The sequence below is a fragment of the Chloroflexota bacterium genome (genome assembly GCA_018829775.1).
Lineage (GTDB): Bacteria > Chloroflexota > Dehalococcoidia > Dehalococcoidales > RBG-16-60-22 > E44-bin89.
Genome location: JAHJTL010000010.1, coordinates 1 through 15649, shown reverse-complemented (window position 1 = coordinate 15649; position 15649 = coordinate 1). Strand labels below are relative to the sequence as shown.

20 protein-coding genes and 6 tRNA genes are annotated in these 15649 nt (G+C 54.2%); 9 read left to right on the top strand and 17 right to left on the bottom strand.

Annotated features, from left to right (window positions below; translation table 11 throughout):
• Positions 1–5: 5 nt before the first annotated feature.
• The 8 genes from dnaN to KKD83_01435 all read right to left on the bottom strand — a co-directional run bounded on the left by dnaN (position 6) and on the right by KKD83_01435 (position 4549).
• Positions 6–1139, bottom strand: coding sequence for a DNA polymerase III subunit beta (gene dnaN / locus KKD83_01470; GenBank protein ID MBU2534817.1), 1134 nt, complete (start codon positions 1137–1139; stop codon positions 6–8).
• 54 nt (positions 1140–1193) lie between these two features.
• A complete protein-coding gene (gene moaC / locus KKD83_01465; GenBank protein ID MBU2534816.1) occupies positions 1194–1670 on the bottom strand; it encodes a cyclic pyranopterin monophosphate synthase MoaC in 477 nt (158 codons plus the stop codon).
• Positions 1671–1672: 2 nt separating this feature from the next.
• The gene (moaA, locus tag KKD83_01460; GenBank protein MBU2534815.1) at positions 1673–2650 is read right to left on the bottom strand and encodes a GTP 3',8-cyclase MoaA; all 978 of its coding nucleotides are present in this window, start codon (positions 2648–2650) and stop codon (positions 1673–1675) included.
• 36 nt (positions 2651–2686) lie between these two features.
• A complete protein-coding gene (locus tag KKD83_01455; GenBank protein MBU2534814.1) occupies positions 2687–3286 on the bottom strand; it encodes an XTP/dITP diphosphatase in 600 nt (199 codons plus the stop codon).
• Between the two features lie 25 nt (positions 3287–3311).
• Complete coding sequence (locus tag KKD83_01450) at positions 3312–3587, bottom strand: GYD domain-containing protein (protein ID MBU2534813.1); 276 nt, start codon at positions 3585–3587, stop codon at positions 3312–3314.
• A 91-nt stretch (positions 3588–3678) separates the two neighbouring features.
• Positions 3679–4212, bottom strand: a complete 534-nt coding sequence (gene cobO / locus KKD83_01445; GenBank protein ID MBU2534812.1) for a cob(I)yrinic acid a,c-diamide adenosyltransferase — start codon at positions 4210–4212, stop codon at positions 3679–3681.
• A gap of 12 nt (positions 4213–4224) precedes the next feature.
• Complete coding sequence (locus tag KKD83_01440) at positions 4225–4449, bottom strand: glycerol-3-phosphate acyltransferase (protein ID MBU2534811.1); 225 nt, start codon at positions 4447–4449, stop codon at positions 4225–4227.
• 15 nt (positions 4450–4464) lie between these two features.
• Positions 4465–4549 (bottom strand) — tRNA-Leu (locus KKD83_01435).
• A gap of 134 nt (positions 4550–4683) precedes the next feature.
• On the opposite strand from KKD83_01435, the gene KKD83_01430 reads away from it, so the two are divergent.
• The 7 genes from KKD83_01430 (at position 4684) to KKD83_01400 (ending at position 10345) form a co-directional block, all read left to right on the top strand.
• Complete coding sequence (locus KKD83_01430) at positions 4684–5544, top strand: hypothetical protein (protein ID MBU2534810.1); 861 nt, start codon at positions 4684–4686, stop codon at positions 5542–5544.
• 141 nt (positions 5545–5685) lie between these two features.
• Entirely contained in the window at positions 5686–5955 is a 270-nt protein-coding gene (locus tag KKD83_01425) for a hypothetical protein (GenBank protein ID MBU2534809.1), read from the top strand.
• A 14-nt stretch (positions 5956–5969) separates the two neighbouring features.
• Complete coding sequence (locus KKD83_01420; GenBank protein MBU2534808.1) at positions 5970–7127, top strand: iron-containing alcohol dehydrogenase; 1158 nt, start codon at positions 5970–5972, stop codon at positions 7125–7127.
• A 62-nt stretch (positions 7128–7189) separates the two neighbouring features.
• Positions 7190–7849 (top strand): corrinoid protein, encoded by a 660-nt coding sequence (locus KKD83_01415; GenBank protein MBU2534807.1) that lies wholly within the window; start codon positions 7190–7192, stop codon positions 7847–7849.
• Position 7850: 1 nt separating this feature from the next.
• Entirely contained in the window at positions 7851–8987 is a 1137-nt protein-coding gene (locus tag KKD83_01410) for a hypothetical protein (protein ID MBU2534806.1), read from the top strand.
• Positions 8988–9015: 28 nt separating this feature from the next.
• The gene (gene xth / locus KKD83_01405) at positions 9016–9792 is read left to right on the top strand and encodes an exodeoxyribonuclease III (GenBank protein MBU2534805.1); all 777 of its coding nucleotides are present in this window, start codon (positions 9016–9018) and stop codon (positions 9790–9792) included.
• 7 nt (positions 9793–9799) lie between these two features.
• Positions 9800–10345 (top strand): nitroreductase family protein, encoded by a 546-nt coding sequence (locus tag KKD83_01400; GenBank protein ID MBU2534804.1) that lies wholly within the window; start codon positions 9800–9802, stop codon positions 10343–10345.
• Between the two features lie 12 nt (positions 10346–10357).
• On the opposite strand, the gene KKD83_01395 is transcribed toward KKD83_01400, so the two are convergent.
• The 5 genes from KKD83_01395 to KKD83_01375 form a co-directional block, all read right to left on the bottom strand.
• Positions 10358–10433, bottom strand: a tRNA-Cys gene (locus tag KKD83_01395).
• Positions 10434–10435: 2 nt separating this feature from the next.
• Positions 10436–10510: transfer RNA gene (locus tag KKD83_01390), tRNA-Gly, on the bottom strand.
• Positions 10511–10519: 9 nt separating this feature from the next.
• Positions 10520–10606 (bottom strand) — tRNA-Leu (locus KKD83_01385).
• A gap of 10 nt (positions 10607–10616) precedes the next feature.
• Positions 10617–10693 (bottom strand) — tRNA-Trp (locus KKD83_01380).
• A gap of 30 nt (positions 10694–10723) precedes the next feature.
• A complete protein-coding gene (locus tag KKD83_01375; GenBank protein ID MBU2534803.1) occupies positions 10724–12007 on the bottom strand; it encodes an amidohydrolase family protein in 1284 nt (427 codons plus the stop codon).
• A 15-nt stretch (positions 12008–12022) separates the two neighbouring features.
• On the opposite strand from KKD83_01375, the gene KKD83_01370 reads away from it, so the two are divergent.
• Positions 12023–12229: a hypothetical protein gene (locus KKD83_01370; GenBank protein MBU2534802.1), complete on the top strand. Its 207-nt coding sequence runs from the start codon at positions 12023–12025 to the stop codon at positions 12227–12229.
• Positions 12230–12250: 21 nt separating this feature from the next.
• On the opposite strand, the gene KKD83_01365 is transcribed toward KKD83_01370, so the two are convergent.
• The gene (locus tag KKD83_01365; GenBank protein MBU2534801.1) at positions 12251–12415 is read right to left on the bottom strand and encodes a hypothetical protein; all 165 of its coding nucleotides are present in this window, start codon (positions 12413–12415) and stop codon (positions 12251–12253) included.
• A gap of 41 nt (positions 12416–12456) precedes the next feature.
• Positions 12457–12529 (bottom strand) — tRNA-Glu (locus KKD83_01360).
• Positions 12530–12615: 86 nt separating this feature from the next.
• Here KKD83_01360 and KKD83_01355 point away from each other — a divergent pair.
• Positions 12616–13218 (top strand): VTT domain-containing protein, encoded by a 603-nt coding sequence (locus tag KKD83_01355; protein MBU2534800.1) that lies wholly within the window; start codon positions 12616–12618, stop codon positions 13216–13218.
• On the opposite strand, the gene KKD83_01350 is transcribed toward KKD83_01355, so the two are convergent.
• The gene (locus KKD83_01350; protein MBU2534799.1) at positions 13215–14465 is read right to left on the bottom strand and encodes an MFS transporter; all 1251 of its coding nucleotides are present in this window, start codon (positions 14463–14465) and stop codon (positions 13215–13217) included. The genes KKD83_01355 and KKD83_01350 overlap by 4 nt on opposite strands.
• 233 nt (positions 14466–14698) lie before the next feature.
• A partial coding sequence (gene argC / locus KKD83_01345) for an N-acetyl-gamma-glutamyl-phosphate reductase (GenBank protein MBU2534798.1) occupies positions 14699–15649 on the bottom strand: 951 nt, incomplete at its 5' end.

The window sequence follows — 15649 nt, the reverse complement described above, 5'->3', positions numbered from 1 at the left end:
CTACATCACCACTGGACAAACATCGGCATGACAACGTGGAGATAGTTGTCCACGCCTATGGGGCGGATGACCCCGGGGCTTGAGGGGTTGGTTGTTTCCAGAGCTACCTGCGTCTCGTGAAGGACGCTGAGGACTTCGGTGAGGTATTTCCCGTTAAAAGCAATCTTGGACTCCTCACCTTCAACTGTGGCATCGATTTCCCCAACGTCATCACCTATCTCTTCGGAGCGTGCGGAAACGGTCAGTTTGCCCGGCGTTTTGGCGGCGCCCGGGGTGATGACAAGGCGAACAATGCCGCTGCCATCGCGGGCGAAGATTGAAGCCGTCTTCGTTGCTCTCAGGAATTCGTCGACGCTGACTACCATACGCGTATTGGAGCTCTGAGGGATGAGCTGTGTGTAATTGGGGAATGTCCCCTGGACGAGCTGTGATACCAGCTCAATATCTTTCAGACGAAACAAAGCCTGACTCTTGTTGGGATTTACCGTTATTTCAACCGGTTCCTCCTGGTCGGCCATCAGGCGGTTCAACTCAGCGAGTGTGCGGGCGGGGACAATGACCTCGGCCGGCTCTTCTACCGGCGCAGCGAGCGGCAGGTGGAAGACGGCCAGCCTGAAACCATCAGCCGCCGCCAGGGTAAGCACATCATCCTTGAACTGGGCATCAACGCCGGTGAGCACCGGTCGCGACTCCTCTGTAGCAGCGGCGAAGACGACCTGATTGATGCCCTGCTGGAAAGCCTCAACCTCTGCCTTGGTGGTGACTCCCTCCTCAACCTTGGGTATTGGCGGGAAGTCCTTGGCATCGACCCCGGATATGCGCGCCTCAAAGCGGGCACATTTCAGTTCCAGGGTCTTGGTGCGGGGCGAAAGGCTGATGTCTATCTTATCGTTGGGCAGGGAACTGATGAACTCGGTGAGCAGTCGGGCGGGAACGGTGATGGCACCTTCTTCTTCTATCTTGGCACCAATCCAGCAGGTGATGGCCATTTCCAGGTTGGTGGCAGCGAGCTTGAGGCGAGATTGGTCGGTGGTGAGAAGGATATTATTGGTAATGGGCAGAGTGGTCCGGGCGGCAACCGCTCTCCCTACTATGTTGAGTCCCCGGTTAAGGTTCTCCTGCAGACATGATAACTTCATGATTATTACCCCCAATTAATGCTATGGTGCAATAGTATATAACAATTATCGGTTCTATTCAAGGGTTATGGTGCCGCTTTTCCCGCCGCTTTTCCTCACCAGGCGGATATTTTCTATCCTCATGCCCCGGTCAACCGCTTTACACATATCGTAGATGGTGAGGGCGGCGACAGCGGTGGCGGTGAGTGCTTCCATCTCGACGCCGGTTTTTCCGGTACTCTCTACGGTAGCCGTGATTTCCACAGTGCTTTCCTTCTCATCGATATTGAACTCGATTCCGACATCGCCGATAAGGAGGGGATGGCAGAGCGGTATCAGGTCTGGCGTCTGTTTGGCGGCCATTATCCCGGCGAGCTGGGCTACGGCAAGCACGTCTCCTTTTGCCATCCGCCCCTTTTTAATCAGTTCAAGGGTGTCCGGCTGCATCCTCACCAGGCCCCTGGCGACCGCCTGTCGGTGGGTGTCTGGCTTTTCCGTGATATCAACCATTTTGGGACGACCTGATTCGTCCATATGGGTCAGTTTTTTCATAATTAACCCCCCACCTGGGAGAAAGGCCTATCTTTTGGCACCAGCCCTTCCGCAAGTCTGTGTTTCCGCGGCTTGCTGTCCACCGCTCTTTTTATCAATTTTTTCAGCTCTTCGGCGGATATCCCCTGGCGCAGCGGCTGGCGCAGGTCAATTTCCTGTTCGCTCAGCAAGCAGGGCCGGAGCCTGCCATCGGCGGTGAGGCGGAGACGGTTGCAGTGAAAGCAGAAATGCTCGCTTATCGGCGTGATGAAGCCGATGGTGCCCTTCGCCTGAGGCAGGCGATAGTATTTCGCCGGCCCGTTGCCTTTGAACGTGCAGGGCTCTAGCTCACCAAGCGAAGCCAGACGCTCCCGTACCTCGTTGACCGAAACGAAAGACGAACTGGCCATTTCACTGTTGAAAGGCATGTGTTCGATGAAGCGGACGTGCCATCCCTCATCGACCGTTTTGCGGGCAAAGTCGAGCAACTCGTCATCGTTGCTCCCGGCCATAACCACCGCGTTAATCTTAATCGGGTTAAGTCCGGCGGTATTGGCGGCCTCTATGCCCTCCAGCACGTCATCAAGGTCGCCGCCGCGGGTGATAAGTCTGAACTTATCTGGTTTGAGTGTATCCAGGCTGATGTTCACCCGGCGCAGTCCGGCTGCCTTCAACTCGTCGGCGTACCGGGCCAGCAGAATGCCGTTGGTGGTGAGGGCAATGTCGTCTATGGCTTCTATCTGTGCCAGCATCCCGACGAGGCTGGAGAGGCCGATGCGTACCAGCGGTTCCCCGCCGGTAATTCGCACCTTATTGATACCCAGTTCGGCCGCGGCTGTGGCAACCCGGTATATCTCCTCATAGCTCAGGATATCTTCGTGTGCCAGCAGGTCGATGCCCTCAGTGGGCATGCAGTAGACACAGCGCAGGTTGCAACGGTCGGTGACCGAGATGCGCAGATAGTCTATGGGGCGCTGAAACGAGTCAGAAAGTCCGGTCATATAATGCTATGTCTCCCGTAAAGACGAAGCTATTAATTAAGATACCATATTTCGCAGGGCCTGTGCTGCCTTCTTTGCAGCCTGACCGCGGTGGCTGATTTTATTTTTTTGCGCGAGGGAGAGTTCAGCCATGGTTTTATCCAGCTCGGGCAGATAGAAAATGGGGTCGTAGCCGAAACCGTGCTCACCGCGAGGTTCAAATGTAATGAAGCCGGGGCATTCGCCGGCGCATAGCTCCACTCTCCCATCAGGCGTTGCCAGGGCAATCACGCAGCGAAAACGGGCGGCCCTGTCCTCCCAGGGTATGCCATTCATTCGCTTTAAAAGGTATTCAACACGCTCCGTATCGGTTGCGTTTTCGCCGGCGTAACGGGCGGAAAGCCTCCCCGGTTCCCCACCCAGCGCATCCACTTCCAGTCCTGAATCATCGGCCAGAGTAAGCAACCGGCTCTTTTCCGCGATGACCGTCGCCTTCAAGCAGGCATTTTCCTCCATACTTTCGCCTACTTCCTCAACCTCAACTGAGATACCCTGTTCGACCATGGTCACTATTTCGTAATCAATGTTGGGAAGCAGGCTCCGATACTCGCGCACCTTGGCCCGGTTATTGGTTCCGAGGAGAAGCTTGGGACGCAAAATAACTCCAGCAAACTCCCGGCTGTTACCCGGTGAGGTCCTCGACCGACATAGCGGCCATAGTCATTGTCTGAAGTGTGCCCCTTGAGCCGAGTTCAATGGCTATTCTGGATATGGCCTTGTTGTCCGGGGCTTCAAGGATATTGATGAAATCGTACGGTCCCAGAAGGGCGTATTGGGCCAGTATCTTGACGCCCATGGATTCAACTTCCTTGTTTACTTCCTGGAGTCTCTTCGGATTTGACTTGAGCGTTTTTCTCCCCTCGTCGGTTAATGTACTTAGCATCACATAAACAGCCATAATCTCACCCCCATGTTACAGAATATTACAATTTAATATTATCGCTGATGGTTAACTCAGTCAAGGGCAATGAACCGCTCTGCCTACTTCATTAATATTCAATGCCCTTCCGCGCTTTCACTCCCCGGTCGTACGGATGTTTTACTTTTATCATCTCGGTAACGAGGTCGGCGCGCTCGATAACTGCGCCTTCGGCATAGCGGCCGGTTAAAATGAGCTCCACTTCCGGCGGTTTTTCCTCAATGAGTTTGATTACGTCGTCAAGCGGTATGAGCTTGAAGTAAACGGCAACATTGACCTCATCGAGAACCACCATGTCGTATTTCCCGCTCAGCATCGCCTCGCGGGCCGTCTGCAAGGCCAGCTCCGCCTGTTTTATTTCCTCAGGGTTAATATTGTTGCGGTCAATAAGGCACCTGAGGCCAAAGCTGGCCACCTCTACGTTCGGCAGTTTGGGCAGGGAACTGAACTCGCCGTAGGGGTATTTCCCCTTCATGAAAAAGACAATGAAGACCTTGAGACCGTGGCCGGTGGCTCGAAGTATTGAGCCAAGTGCGGCGGAAGTCTTGCCTTTGCCGTTGCCGGTGAAGACCTGGACTAAACCCTTTCTTTCTTTCTTGACCAAATGTACCCCCTTTTATACGCGGTGCGGTATCTGTCGTCTTGTCCTGATGAAGTGCGTGAAGCCGACCAGCCCGACGATAATTCCCGTCTTGGGGCCCAGGTGACGGTAGGCATTGGCGGCGCCCATATTCTGGTCGCCCACCTGACGGATGTCAACGTGCTTGACCATATGTCCGGCAAGGTAGGCGGTGGGGATGGCGCCGAGGAGATAACCCAGCAGTATAAATAACCAGGGCATCATTGGCCTTAATAATGGTGCCGAGGGTGGGACTCGAACCCACAAGGATTGCTCCGGCGGATTTTAAGTCCGCTGCGTCTGCCAATTCCGCCACCCCGGCACGTATAAAGTTATTGTAATAGGTGGTAGGGTGGGCGTCAAGAAGAAGGACTGGTTTGCTTATGAGGCGGTATATATCTGGCGCTTAAACGCGGGCGGTAAATTCATTATTTCAGATGTGGTAAAATTCCATATATGAGTGATTTATTTTCTTACAGGTACGGATATAAACAAGTCAGAAGCAATATGCAAATTGAATCTATTGATGAAAGTTTGCGGAATTGTCTATGGAACTTGCTTGATAATTACTACTGGTCTAAAAATGAAAAAGCCTATCTAGACAGACATACAGGGCTTTATCTTCTAATGGATAGAATTTGGGATGAATATTTCAAAGTGCCAACAGATACAATACCAAGAAGCAGTTGGCATCATGTGTACCACGAATTACGTGACTACTTTTTTAGTTGCGACTGGAACGAAGTATACGACTTTATACAGTTTGTTGCAGATAATTTTGCCTATACATCCACTAATGAGGAGTTCATGGATGAATGCAATCGCATTCTAAAGCGCGAATTAGCTGGATATAGGTTTGTTGGCGGTAAGATAGCACAAATAACGGCTGAAGAAGAAATAGCAGAAATCGAAGATGCGCTTAAAGTTTCGCAACCATCAGGAACGGTTGTACATTTGAAAAGGGCGTTAGAGTTGCTATCTGATAGAAAATCGCCTGACTATCGAAATTCAATCAAGGAATCAATTAGCGCGGTTGAAACAATTTGTGCTACTATAACAGACAATCCTAAAGCAACGTTAGGCGATGCTCTTGGCAAGATACGAAGACAAGGGAAAGTTAGCATACACCCGTCTTTAAATAACGCGTTCAACCATCTGTATGGTTGGACTAGCGATGAAGACGGTATACGCCACAAATTGATGGACGACCCCGAATTAGATTTCGAAGATGCCAAGTTTATGCTTGTTGCATGTTCCGCTTTCGTAAACTATTTAAAAGTAAAGGCATCGAAAGCTGGAATTCGATTTGAAAGCTAGATTACGACACTACCGCCGAATAAAGCTTCAAACTATCTTCAAACCTTACCGACCGTGTATATCTCTCTACCACCGTGATTGACACCTCAATCTGCCGTAAGTTAATATAGCCATAAGCTTCAATCAATTCTGGGCGATAATGTGGCTATAGGCAAACTGTACAAACTGGGCGATAGCGAGTTTGTTGCCGATGTTAATTATCACGTTTTTGAGCATCCGGCGGCGGCCAACTGGTGGGGGGAACTGACCCTCGTCGACTACGTGTCCCTCAACGAAGGCGATGTGTTTGAAATCGAGTTTGAGGACAGGCGCAAAAGCAAGTGTCATCTGAAAAAGAAGGTGAACCGGGCGGTGAGCGGGTTTCCATCGCGATATATCTATCACGTGACCGGGTTCAGCCCCGTTGAATAGCTATGGACAGAATTATGAATAAAGTGAACATCTTCCGTTCCCCTAATAAAATCATTTTCGGTAATGGGACCGTATCTCAGGTTGGCGCCGAGGTGGAAAAGATGGGTTCCGGAAAGGCGCTCATCGTTACCGATGCCGGGGTGATTAAGAGCGGTCTGACCGCCGGAGTTGAGGAATCGCTCAAAACATTGAAAATAGACTACGGGATATTTGACCGCGTGGAGGCCGAGCCGCCGGCCCGCGTGGTGGATGAATGTGCCAGGGAAGTCAATGAAAACCATTATGATATTATCATCGGGGTGGGTGGGGGCAGCTCGCTGGACGTTGCCAAGGGCGCTTCCATAGTGGCCACCAATGGCGGCAAGGTGCTTGATTATGTTGGCAGGGAGATGGTTCCCCGCGCCGGAATCCCTAAAATCTTAATACCCACCACGGCAGGCACCGGCAGCGAAGTCACCTGGGTGTTTGTGGTAACCGACGAGGAAGATAATGATAAGAAAGTCATTTTCAGCTATTATAATCTGGCCGATGTAGCTATTGTTGACCCGCTGCTCACCTTATCCATGCCACCGAAGTTGACGGCAGATACTGGCGCGGACGCACTGACCCATGCTGTGGAGACATATGTTTCCCGCACTTCAACTCCCTTCGGCGATGTTCTGGCCCTGGAGGCTATCCGCTTGATTGGCGAGAACTTGCCGGTAGCTTACGCCAAGGCGGAGAATGTGGAAGCCAGATATAACATGTCGCTGGGGGCAACGGTGGCCGGGCTGGCATTCGGCAGCGGTGGGGTGGGGGCGGTTCACGCGCTGGCCTATGTGCTGGATACCGAGTATCATATGTCGCACGGCCGGACCAATGCCATCATGCTGCCCTACGTGGTCGATTACAATAAAACGGGCGATTTGAACAAATATGCCCGCATTGCACAGGCGATGGGAGAAATAACCGATGGCCTGTCCGATTTCCAGGCGGCAGAACGCCTCGTTATCAGGCTGCATCGGTTGCTTGAAGATATCGGCATACCCGACAAATTGGGCGCCTGCGGCATCTCGGCTGATGACCTCCCCAGGCTCGTGGCCGGCGGCATGAAGCAGAGTCGCCTTTTTGTCCCCAATCCGCGCGACCTGACCGAAGCGGACGTGGAAAAGATATACCGCAGTGCGCTTTGATTTGGCAGTAAGCTAAACTGAAGTTAACATAGGCGTAATTCTATCGATTCAGGAGGCAGTCATTGGGTGAAGATAAGTATTTGGCAGCACTGAAGGAGAGCATCATCAGCCTTGATTTCGATGGGGTAGCCAAGGCAGCCGGAGAGGCCATGGAAGCCGGCATCGACCCGAATAAGGCCATTAATGAGGGCATGGTTCCGGGCATGGCAATTGTGGGCGACAAGTTTGAAAAGGGTGAATATTTCCTTTCCGAGCTCGTGGTGGCGGCGGAGGTGATGAGAGAAGGGGTAAAGGTGGTGACGCCGTTCATCAAAGGCGAGAGCGCCAGCAAACTGGGCAAGGTGGTAATCGCTACCGTGGAAGGAGACCACCATGACCTGGGCAAGAATATCGTCACCAGCCTCCTGCGGGTGCAGGGTTTCGAAGTGATTGACCTGGGCGTTGATGTCGCCACGGAAAAGATAATCACCGCCATAAAGGAGCACCAGCCGTCAATTGTGGGGATGTCGGCGCTGCTCACGCTCACCATGCCCAAAATGGGCGAGGTAATCGAGGCGCTGAAAGCGAGCAGCATGAGGGAAAAGGTCAAGGTTATTCTCGGTGGCACACCGGTAACGGAGGAGTTCGCTGCCAGCATCGGCGCTGACCACAAGGCGGTCAATGCCCTGGAAGGCGTTAAGAAGTGTGTGGAATGGGTCAGTTCTCAGGAGAGGAGGAACTAGAATGGCCGAGATGACACGTCGAGAGAGGATTTTGAAGGCCAGCCACCGGGAGCGCGTGGACAGGTTGCCCTTCTTCCACAACTGGCGTCATATGCAGACCGGCTGGGCCGAGCGTGAGTGTCGCAACCGGGGGATGGGAATCAGCTGGGCAAGGCCCAGTTATGTGGTGAAGATTCATGACGTGGATATCACAGAACAGTGGCTGAAAAAAGACGGGAAGACGGTGTACCACCGTGTTTTTTCCACACCGGTGGGGACGGTTTACCAGGATGAGATGAGGGCACCTGGCACGGGTCAATGGCATGGTATGCGCGGCTGGAATGACATAACACCCTGGCATACTGCGCGCCTGATAAAAGAACCGGAAGACTATGGGGTTGTGAAATACATCGTGGAGCATACCGAATATATTGCCGACTACTACCCCCTTGAGCAGGCCAAGAACTGGCTGGGCGATGAAGGCATCGTCATGGACATTCAGCCGCACCAGCCGATGCAGACACTGATGATCGACTGGGTAGGGAGTGAGGGGGGCAGATTTTTCATTCATCATGCCAAGTATCCGGACCTGGTGGAGGATTTGTATCAGGCTATTGCCAAGAGCCGCGAGGCAATGTACGAGATAGGCGCCAAATCGCCGGCGGACATCACCTGGTGCGGTGATAACATCGATGGGGTGCTGGTCAACCCGAGGCTCTTTGAGAAATACTTCATGCCCGAGTACGAAAAAATGGCCAAAATCTGCCATAAGCACGGCAAGCTGCTGGCCAGTCATATGGACGGCAGGGTGGGGGTGCTCAAAGACCTGATTGCGAAAACCCCGCTGGACATTATCGAGGCGTTGACACCGCCGCCAATGGGCGACCTTTCCATCGGGGAAGCGCTTGCCTGCTGGCCGGACAAAGTAATCTGGGTGGGTTTCCCGGGCTCGGTATACATGATGGGGCCGGAGGCTACCAGGAAACACGCACTGAATCTGCTTCGGGACACGGTGCCCGGCGAAAGACTGTGCATTGAAGCGTCCACGGAAAACATCGTCTCCAATGATAACCTGCGCATGCTTACCTCGGTGCTGGAAAACGCGGAGCTGCCCATGACCCCGCAAAAAGTAGACGAGATTGAAAAATCGATAGGCTAAAGCTCAAGGTTCTGGGTGGAGAGGTGTGGTGAAAAAGTTCAAAATTCTCTGCTGGAACGTGAACGGCGTCAGGGCAGCGCAGAGGCACAGTTTCATCGAATGGCTGGATAAAGAGTCGCCGAATATCCTCTGTCTTCAGGAAACCAAGGCCACACCGGACCAGCTTGATGCTGGCCTGCGCGAACCCGGAAACTACCAGGTTTACTGGAACTACCCGGAACGGAAGGGCTATGGCGGCGTGGCCACCTTTACCAAAGGGAAGCCAACAGGTATTCAAACCAGCATCGGCGTTGCCGAATTTGACGTTGAGGGCAGGGTCATCATCAGCGAGTACCCTGAATTTACGCTGTTCAATGTGTATTTCCCCAATGGCAAGAAGGATGCCATACGGCTTAAATACAAGATGGACTTCTACGACGCCTTCTTCGACTTCGTTGAGCCCATGCGGCAAAGGGGCGACCGACTTATTATCTGCGGCGATTTCAACACGGCGCACAAAGAGATTGACATCGCCCGGCCCAAGGAAAACGAGAAAATTTCCGGATTTCTGCCCATGGAGCGGGCCTGGCTGGATAAGCTGGTCGCTCATGGCTATGTAGATACGTTTCGCCATTTCCACCCGGAGCCGGACCAGTATACCTGGTGGGACTACAAAACAAAAGCTAGGGAAAGGAATGTCGGCTGGCGGCTGGACTACTTTTTCGTCACTGAAAACCTGCTGCCCTTTATCAACGAGGCGTTCACCCTGCCCGAGGTTATGGGCTCCGACCACTGTCCCATCGGCCTCATACTGGGTATACCGTAGGCACGTTATGACACTTTTTGACCTGATAAAACAGCGGAAAAGCGTTCGCCGTTTCCTGGAAAAACCCGTGGAACGGGAAAAAATCATGATGTGCCTGGAAGCGGCACGGGCAGCTCCCTCCGCCTGCAATTCGCAGCCATGGAAGTTCATCGTCGTTGACGAGCCAGAACTGAAAAAAAGGCTGTGTGAAAGAGCTTTCCGCGGCATGTATTTCATCAACGCCTTCTGTAAACAGGCGCCGGTTATCGTTGTCATTGTCTCGGAGAAAGGCAGGTTCCTGGCCCGCATCGGCGGCATGTTCCGGGGGACAAGGTACTATCTCATTGACATCGGCATCGCCGGCGAGCATTTTGTCCTGCAGGCGGAAGAGCTGGGACTCGGTACCTGCTGGATAGGCTGGTTCAAAGAATCAGCGGTGAAGCAGGTGCTCGGTATTCCGAAAGGGAAAAAGATAGACATCCTGATTGCTGTGGGCTACTACGATAGAAAAAAGGTGAAGTCTACGCACGACCGGGAGCCGCTGGAGAAAATCGCTTCTTTCAATTCTTATTGAGCTAGAAAAAATTGGAGGCGACGACCGGATTCGAACCGGTGAATAGGGGTTTTGCAGACCCCCGCCTTATCCACTTGGCTACGTCGCCTCTGGAGCGGAAGACGAGATTCGAACTCGCGACCCTCTCCTTGGCAAGGAGATGCTCTACCACTGAGCCACTTCCGCTTATTCAATTGGTGCCGAAGGGGGGATTTGAACCCCCACGAGCTTGCGCTCACTAGCCCCTCAAGCTAGCGCGTCTACCAGTTCCGCCACCTCGGCACACTCTTACTGGCAGGAGTGGGAGGACTCGAACCCCCGACCGGCGGTTTTGGAGACCGCTGCTCTACCAAACTGAGCTACACTCCTCCGCTCAAGCTTTATATTTTAACATAAGTGTCAATTAATGTTAAGCAGAGCCCGCCCCTTCAGCACCCCCGTATGTTTCCCCTTATCCACAACCACCGTACCATTGACCAGCACGTAGTCAATGCCGACCGGGTACTGCTTTGGCTCTTCAAAGGTGGCTTTATCAGCTACTGTCTCCGGGTTGAAGACCACCAGGTCGGCGGCCAGGCCTTCTTTTACCAGGCCGCGGTCGTGTAAACCAAGGCGCTGCGCCGGTGCTGTTGCAATATGGCGGATAACTTCCTCCAGGCTTAGCACGCCCAGTTCGCGACTGTAGCGCGCTATATAGCGCGGAAAAGTACCCCAGGCGCGGGGATTGGGCCTGTCCCCGACGAGGATGCCGTCGCTGCCCGACATGTGGCACGGGTGCTTCATGATGCGCTGCAGGTCCTCCTCGTTGCCAAGAAGGCCAAGGTGGCCCACCGCCAGCTCCTCTTCCTGCAGCAGGTCGCAGACGAATTCGACCACCTCCTTGCCCGCCATCTCCGCAGCCCCAAGTATGGTCTGGCCAACATAGATGCTGTTCTTCGCCGAGGGCACACAGGTCAGGACGACTTTATCCCAGGGAATATTTTTCGACCTTATATCAGTACATATCTTTTCCTTTGTTTCTGAATTGCTTAGCCTCTCTAGGATGGCGTCCGGTCCGCCTTCGTGTACCCAGCGTGGCAGGAAGAGAAGCAATAGCGTGCTCTGGGCAATGTAAGGGTAGCTGTCAAAGGTGATGTCAATGCCGTTAGCTCGCGCTTCATCGATGAGCGCCAGCATTTCTACCGATTTGCCCTTATTTTCCAGGTCGGACACCGCGTAGTGTGAGAAATGCGCCTTCACCCCGGTCTTTTGGGCAACTCTGACGACCTCCTGGAAGGACTCCATTAAACCGAGGTCGCGCCGCCGCGAGTGCCAGACAGAAACACCGTTAAATTCGGCAACCACTTCGCAAATTTTTATCAGTTCTTCCTCGTTGGAATAACGGCAGGGGAAATAGTCAAGACCGGTGGAGAAACCAACCGCGCCCTCCCGCATCCCCTGCGCCATCAACTCCTGGACCATCCTCAGCGGGACCCCTCTCTCCAGGAGACGGGTGGCGAAGGCGTGGCGCAGGTCATGGGGCTTCATGTACTGTGTTATCGGCTTGATAGCCTCGGCAAGTTCGGAGGTCATCGGTACGGTGCGGTCCTTGTCGCCTTTCCCGCGTATGCGGATGGTGTTCCCGCTGATGTTCTTTACTTGCAGGTAGACCACTTCTTCCCGCCGCAGCCCGGCGTCGCTCATCAGCCTCAGAGCCAGGTGATCACGCGGATTCTCTCGTGCCAGGTCGAGCACTCTGGCGACGACATCAGCTTCGATATAGGGTGCAAGATGCCGGGGTACTTTTATGGGGAAGACCAGGTTTTCGCCTCGCCATTCATGGAATCCCTTGAGGGCGGCCCGGTAGATGCGGAGTGTGGACGGGGCGTAGCCCTGTTCGCGGAGGTGGGCGAGGAATATTTTTGATGCCTCGAGCGATGGCGTATCCTAGCCAAGGAATTTCTGGTACAGGAGAAGTACACCGCGATAGCGGTAGGCGGTGCGGCGGGTGATGGCGCGCTGGAAGAGGCCGAACTTCTCGTATGTCGCGAGGTTACCGGAAAGTTCACCGGTTAGTTGTTCTTCCTTGCGGGCCTTTCTACGCGGGTTCATCTTGGGTCTCGCTTGCGTTGGGGACGGTGGGTGAATTAGAATGCCCCCAAGGGAATTCGAATCCCTGTTGCCGGCTTGAAAGGCCGGTGTCCTAGGCCTCTAGACGATGGGGGCACACGAGCCAAGTATAGCAGAAATAAGCCCTTGCGGGCAAATGGCATTTTACATATTGTTCATTGCCGGAAACGGACAGCACGGTCATGGAAACGCAACCAGTTGAACCGGGTAAGAAATCCAAACAGAGGCGACTACTCTTTGTCGTAGCCCTTCTGCTCGTTATTGCCGTTACCGTGACTCTGCAGCTTGTCTACGGCCGCCATCCGGAGAGGCTGGCCGAATTAAGGGCGCATTTCTACTGGGGCGCATTTCTCATCAGCCTCATCGGCAATGCGACCATTATCTTCCCGGGTGCGGTTCTGTTGATATTGTCCAATCTGGGAATTCTGCTTTACGGCAGCACCGGTTTATCCGGTCCGATAATTGTGGGCCTTCTGGGAGGAATCGGTGCCGCCATCGGGGAGATAACCGGTTATGTTGTCGGCTACAGCGGACGGGAGATTGTGGCGCGAGGGAAAATGTACGGAAAGGTAGAAGGGTGGGTGAGAAGGTGGGGAGCCACAGCCATAATCCTTTTTTCGCTGGTACCGTTTGCCTTTGACCTGGTGGGGATTGCCGCCGGGATTCTCCGTTTTCCGCTCTGGAAATTCATCCTCTTCTGCGGACTGGGCAGGACGATACTGTACATTGTTTTTGTAACGCTGGCGGCCCTGGGCTGGCAAGCGCTGCTGCCTTCTTTTGGCTAATGCTGCCCCCTGATTTTAAGAAGCAGCAATGAGCCTACAACAAAATAGGCGAAGCACGCCCCCAGCATTACCTGATAGCCCAGGCCGGCGTCAAAACGGTTGAAATAGTCGATTACGGGCCCGATGAGGCGTGCCAGAGCCGCCCCGCCGGCGGTTGCCATGTTGGTCAGCCCAAGATAGCGTGCCTCTTCACCGCCGGGCACGAGGTCGGTGGCCAGAGCCCAGTTGGAACTCATAAATGCTCCAGTGGCAATGCCGATGATGGCGCCACCGGCAATGAGCACGCCGTAGCCGGTTGAGAAAAAGATAACCAGTATGCCACCAGCTCCCAAAAGGCCAGAGGAAATGACCACGGGTCGGCGACCAATTTTATCGGAGAGCCTTCCGGCGGGGTAAACGGAAAGCAGCATCCCGACGCCCGCGGCAATGAGAAGGTCCGCCGTGGCCGTTGCCGGGTTGGCCAGACCGATGACATCTCTCAGGTAGAAGAGGGCGAACGTCTGGATGGTGGCCAGCGCCATGAAGATAAGAAGGCGGGAAACGAGAAAGACGATGAAATCGCGGTCTTTTCTTACGTCAATCCTGAAGCTCCGGACAAGGGTTTTCCATATAGGCAGTTGCCTTTCAGTTATTCTGCTCTCTGGTTCCCTCACCATTATTATCGTTGCCAGCATGGCCCCCAGCAGAACGGCTGCCAGTGTCCCCAGCACAAGCCATAGCCAAAAAGTACCCTCGCCGGGGACGTAATTGCCCATGAAATAACCGGTGAGCCTGACAATGGCAATGCCGCCGATAATTTCCAGCAGGCTTTTAACGCCGGAGGCCAGCCCTTTCCTGCCCGGCGGGACAAGGTCGGGGATGAACGCCTGGTAAGGTCCCTGCGCCGTGTTGCTGGTCATCTGCAGCAGACAGTAGATAGCGAACAGGGCGGCATAACTCTGGAACAGGCCTATTCCAGGCAGAAGCAGGATGCCAATCAGGCTGCCCAGTAGAATGTACGGCCGCCTACGGCCCCATCTGAAGCCCGAGCGGTCGCTTATGGCGCCGACTATCGGCTGGACAATCATCGCCAGGATTAGACCGGCAAAGGTGAGCAGGCCGAGCTTGGTATTTTTCTCTGTCTCGGCAACCAGGTCAAGCAGTCGGAGCGGCAGCACGATACTGTGCAGGCTGCTCCAGAGGGCAGCCAGAGCAAAGCCATAAATGGTTATTTTAATATAATCAAAGCGCCCGAAGTTGTCTCTCATTGTCCTAAAGCATAGCAGAGCAAGCACTAAGAGGCAATCACTATAATAATTGACATAATGTTGAGAAATGGTACGCTGTCGGGCACTATCATAGGCGTGGTGACGAAGCTAACCGTGAATTCGAAAATTGAGGCTATTGAGGCTGAAATAAGGGTTAAAGGACATGACACGGCTTAACGAGGCTTATTTTGCCAGCTCAGTGCTGGAGATAATGACGCACGCTTGAGGCCAGCTTACGGGTAAATAGCGATTGCCTCAAGTCCGGTTGTCTCCGGCAGCCCCAGCATCAGGTTCATGTTCTGGACTGCCTGCCCCGCCGCCCCCTTCACCAGATTGTCGATGCAGCTGATGACAATAAGTCGGCCGGTCCTTTCGTCGATGGTGGGGTAGACCAGGCAGAGGTTGTTGCCCCAGGTGTGCTTGGTGTGGGGCGGGTACTCGGTTACCCTGACAAACGGCTCGTTTTGATAGAAGTCCAGGTAGAGCTTGCGCAGTTCCGCCTTCCCTTTTTCCCCCCTGTCGATTTTGCCGGAGACCAGGGGCGCATAGGCGGTGGTCAGTATGCCGCGAGTCATCGGTATCAGGTGCGGGATGAAGGTGACAGATGGCATGGTGAGGCCGAGCAACATCAGTTCCTGCGTTATTTCGGGCAGGTGGCGGTGCCCACCCAGGGAGTAGGCAACAACATCCTCGTTGGCTTCAGCGTAATGCGTCTGCAGGCTGAGGCTCCGCCCCGCCCCGGAGACGCCCGATTTGCTGTCGATGATGACGTCGGGCGTAATTAGCCCCGCCTTTACCGCCGGAGCGAGGGCGAGGATGGCACCGGTGGGGTAGCAGCCGGGGTTGGCCACAATCTGCGCTGAGGCGACCTTTTTGCGGTACAGCTCGGGCAGGCCATAGACGGCTGTGGATAGAAGCTCGGGGGCGGGATGCTCAAAGCCGTACCAGCGCGGGTAATCGCCAGCGTCTCTGAGTCGGAAATCGGCGCTGATGTCCACCACCTTCACGCCAGCTTCGACCAGCGGCAGGATGACCTCGGAGCTTTCCTTGTGCGGCATCGCCGAGAAGGCAACGTCAACCTTGCCGAGCGCCTCTGTCACGGTGAGTCCGAGGCTGGCGAGATGGGGAAAGACCGCCCCCAGCTTTTGCCCCGCCGCGCTGCGCCCGGTGACCGAGGCTACCTC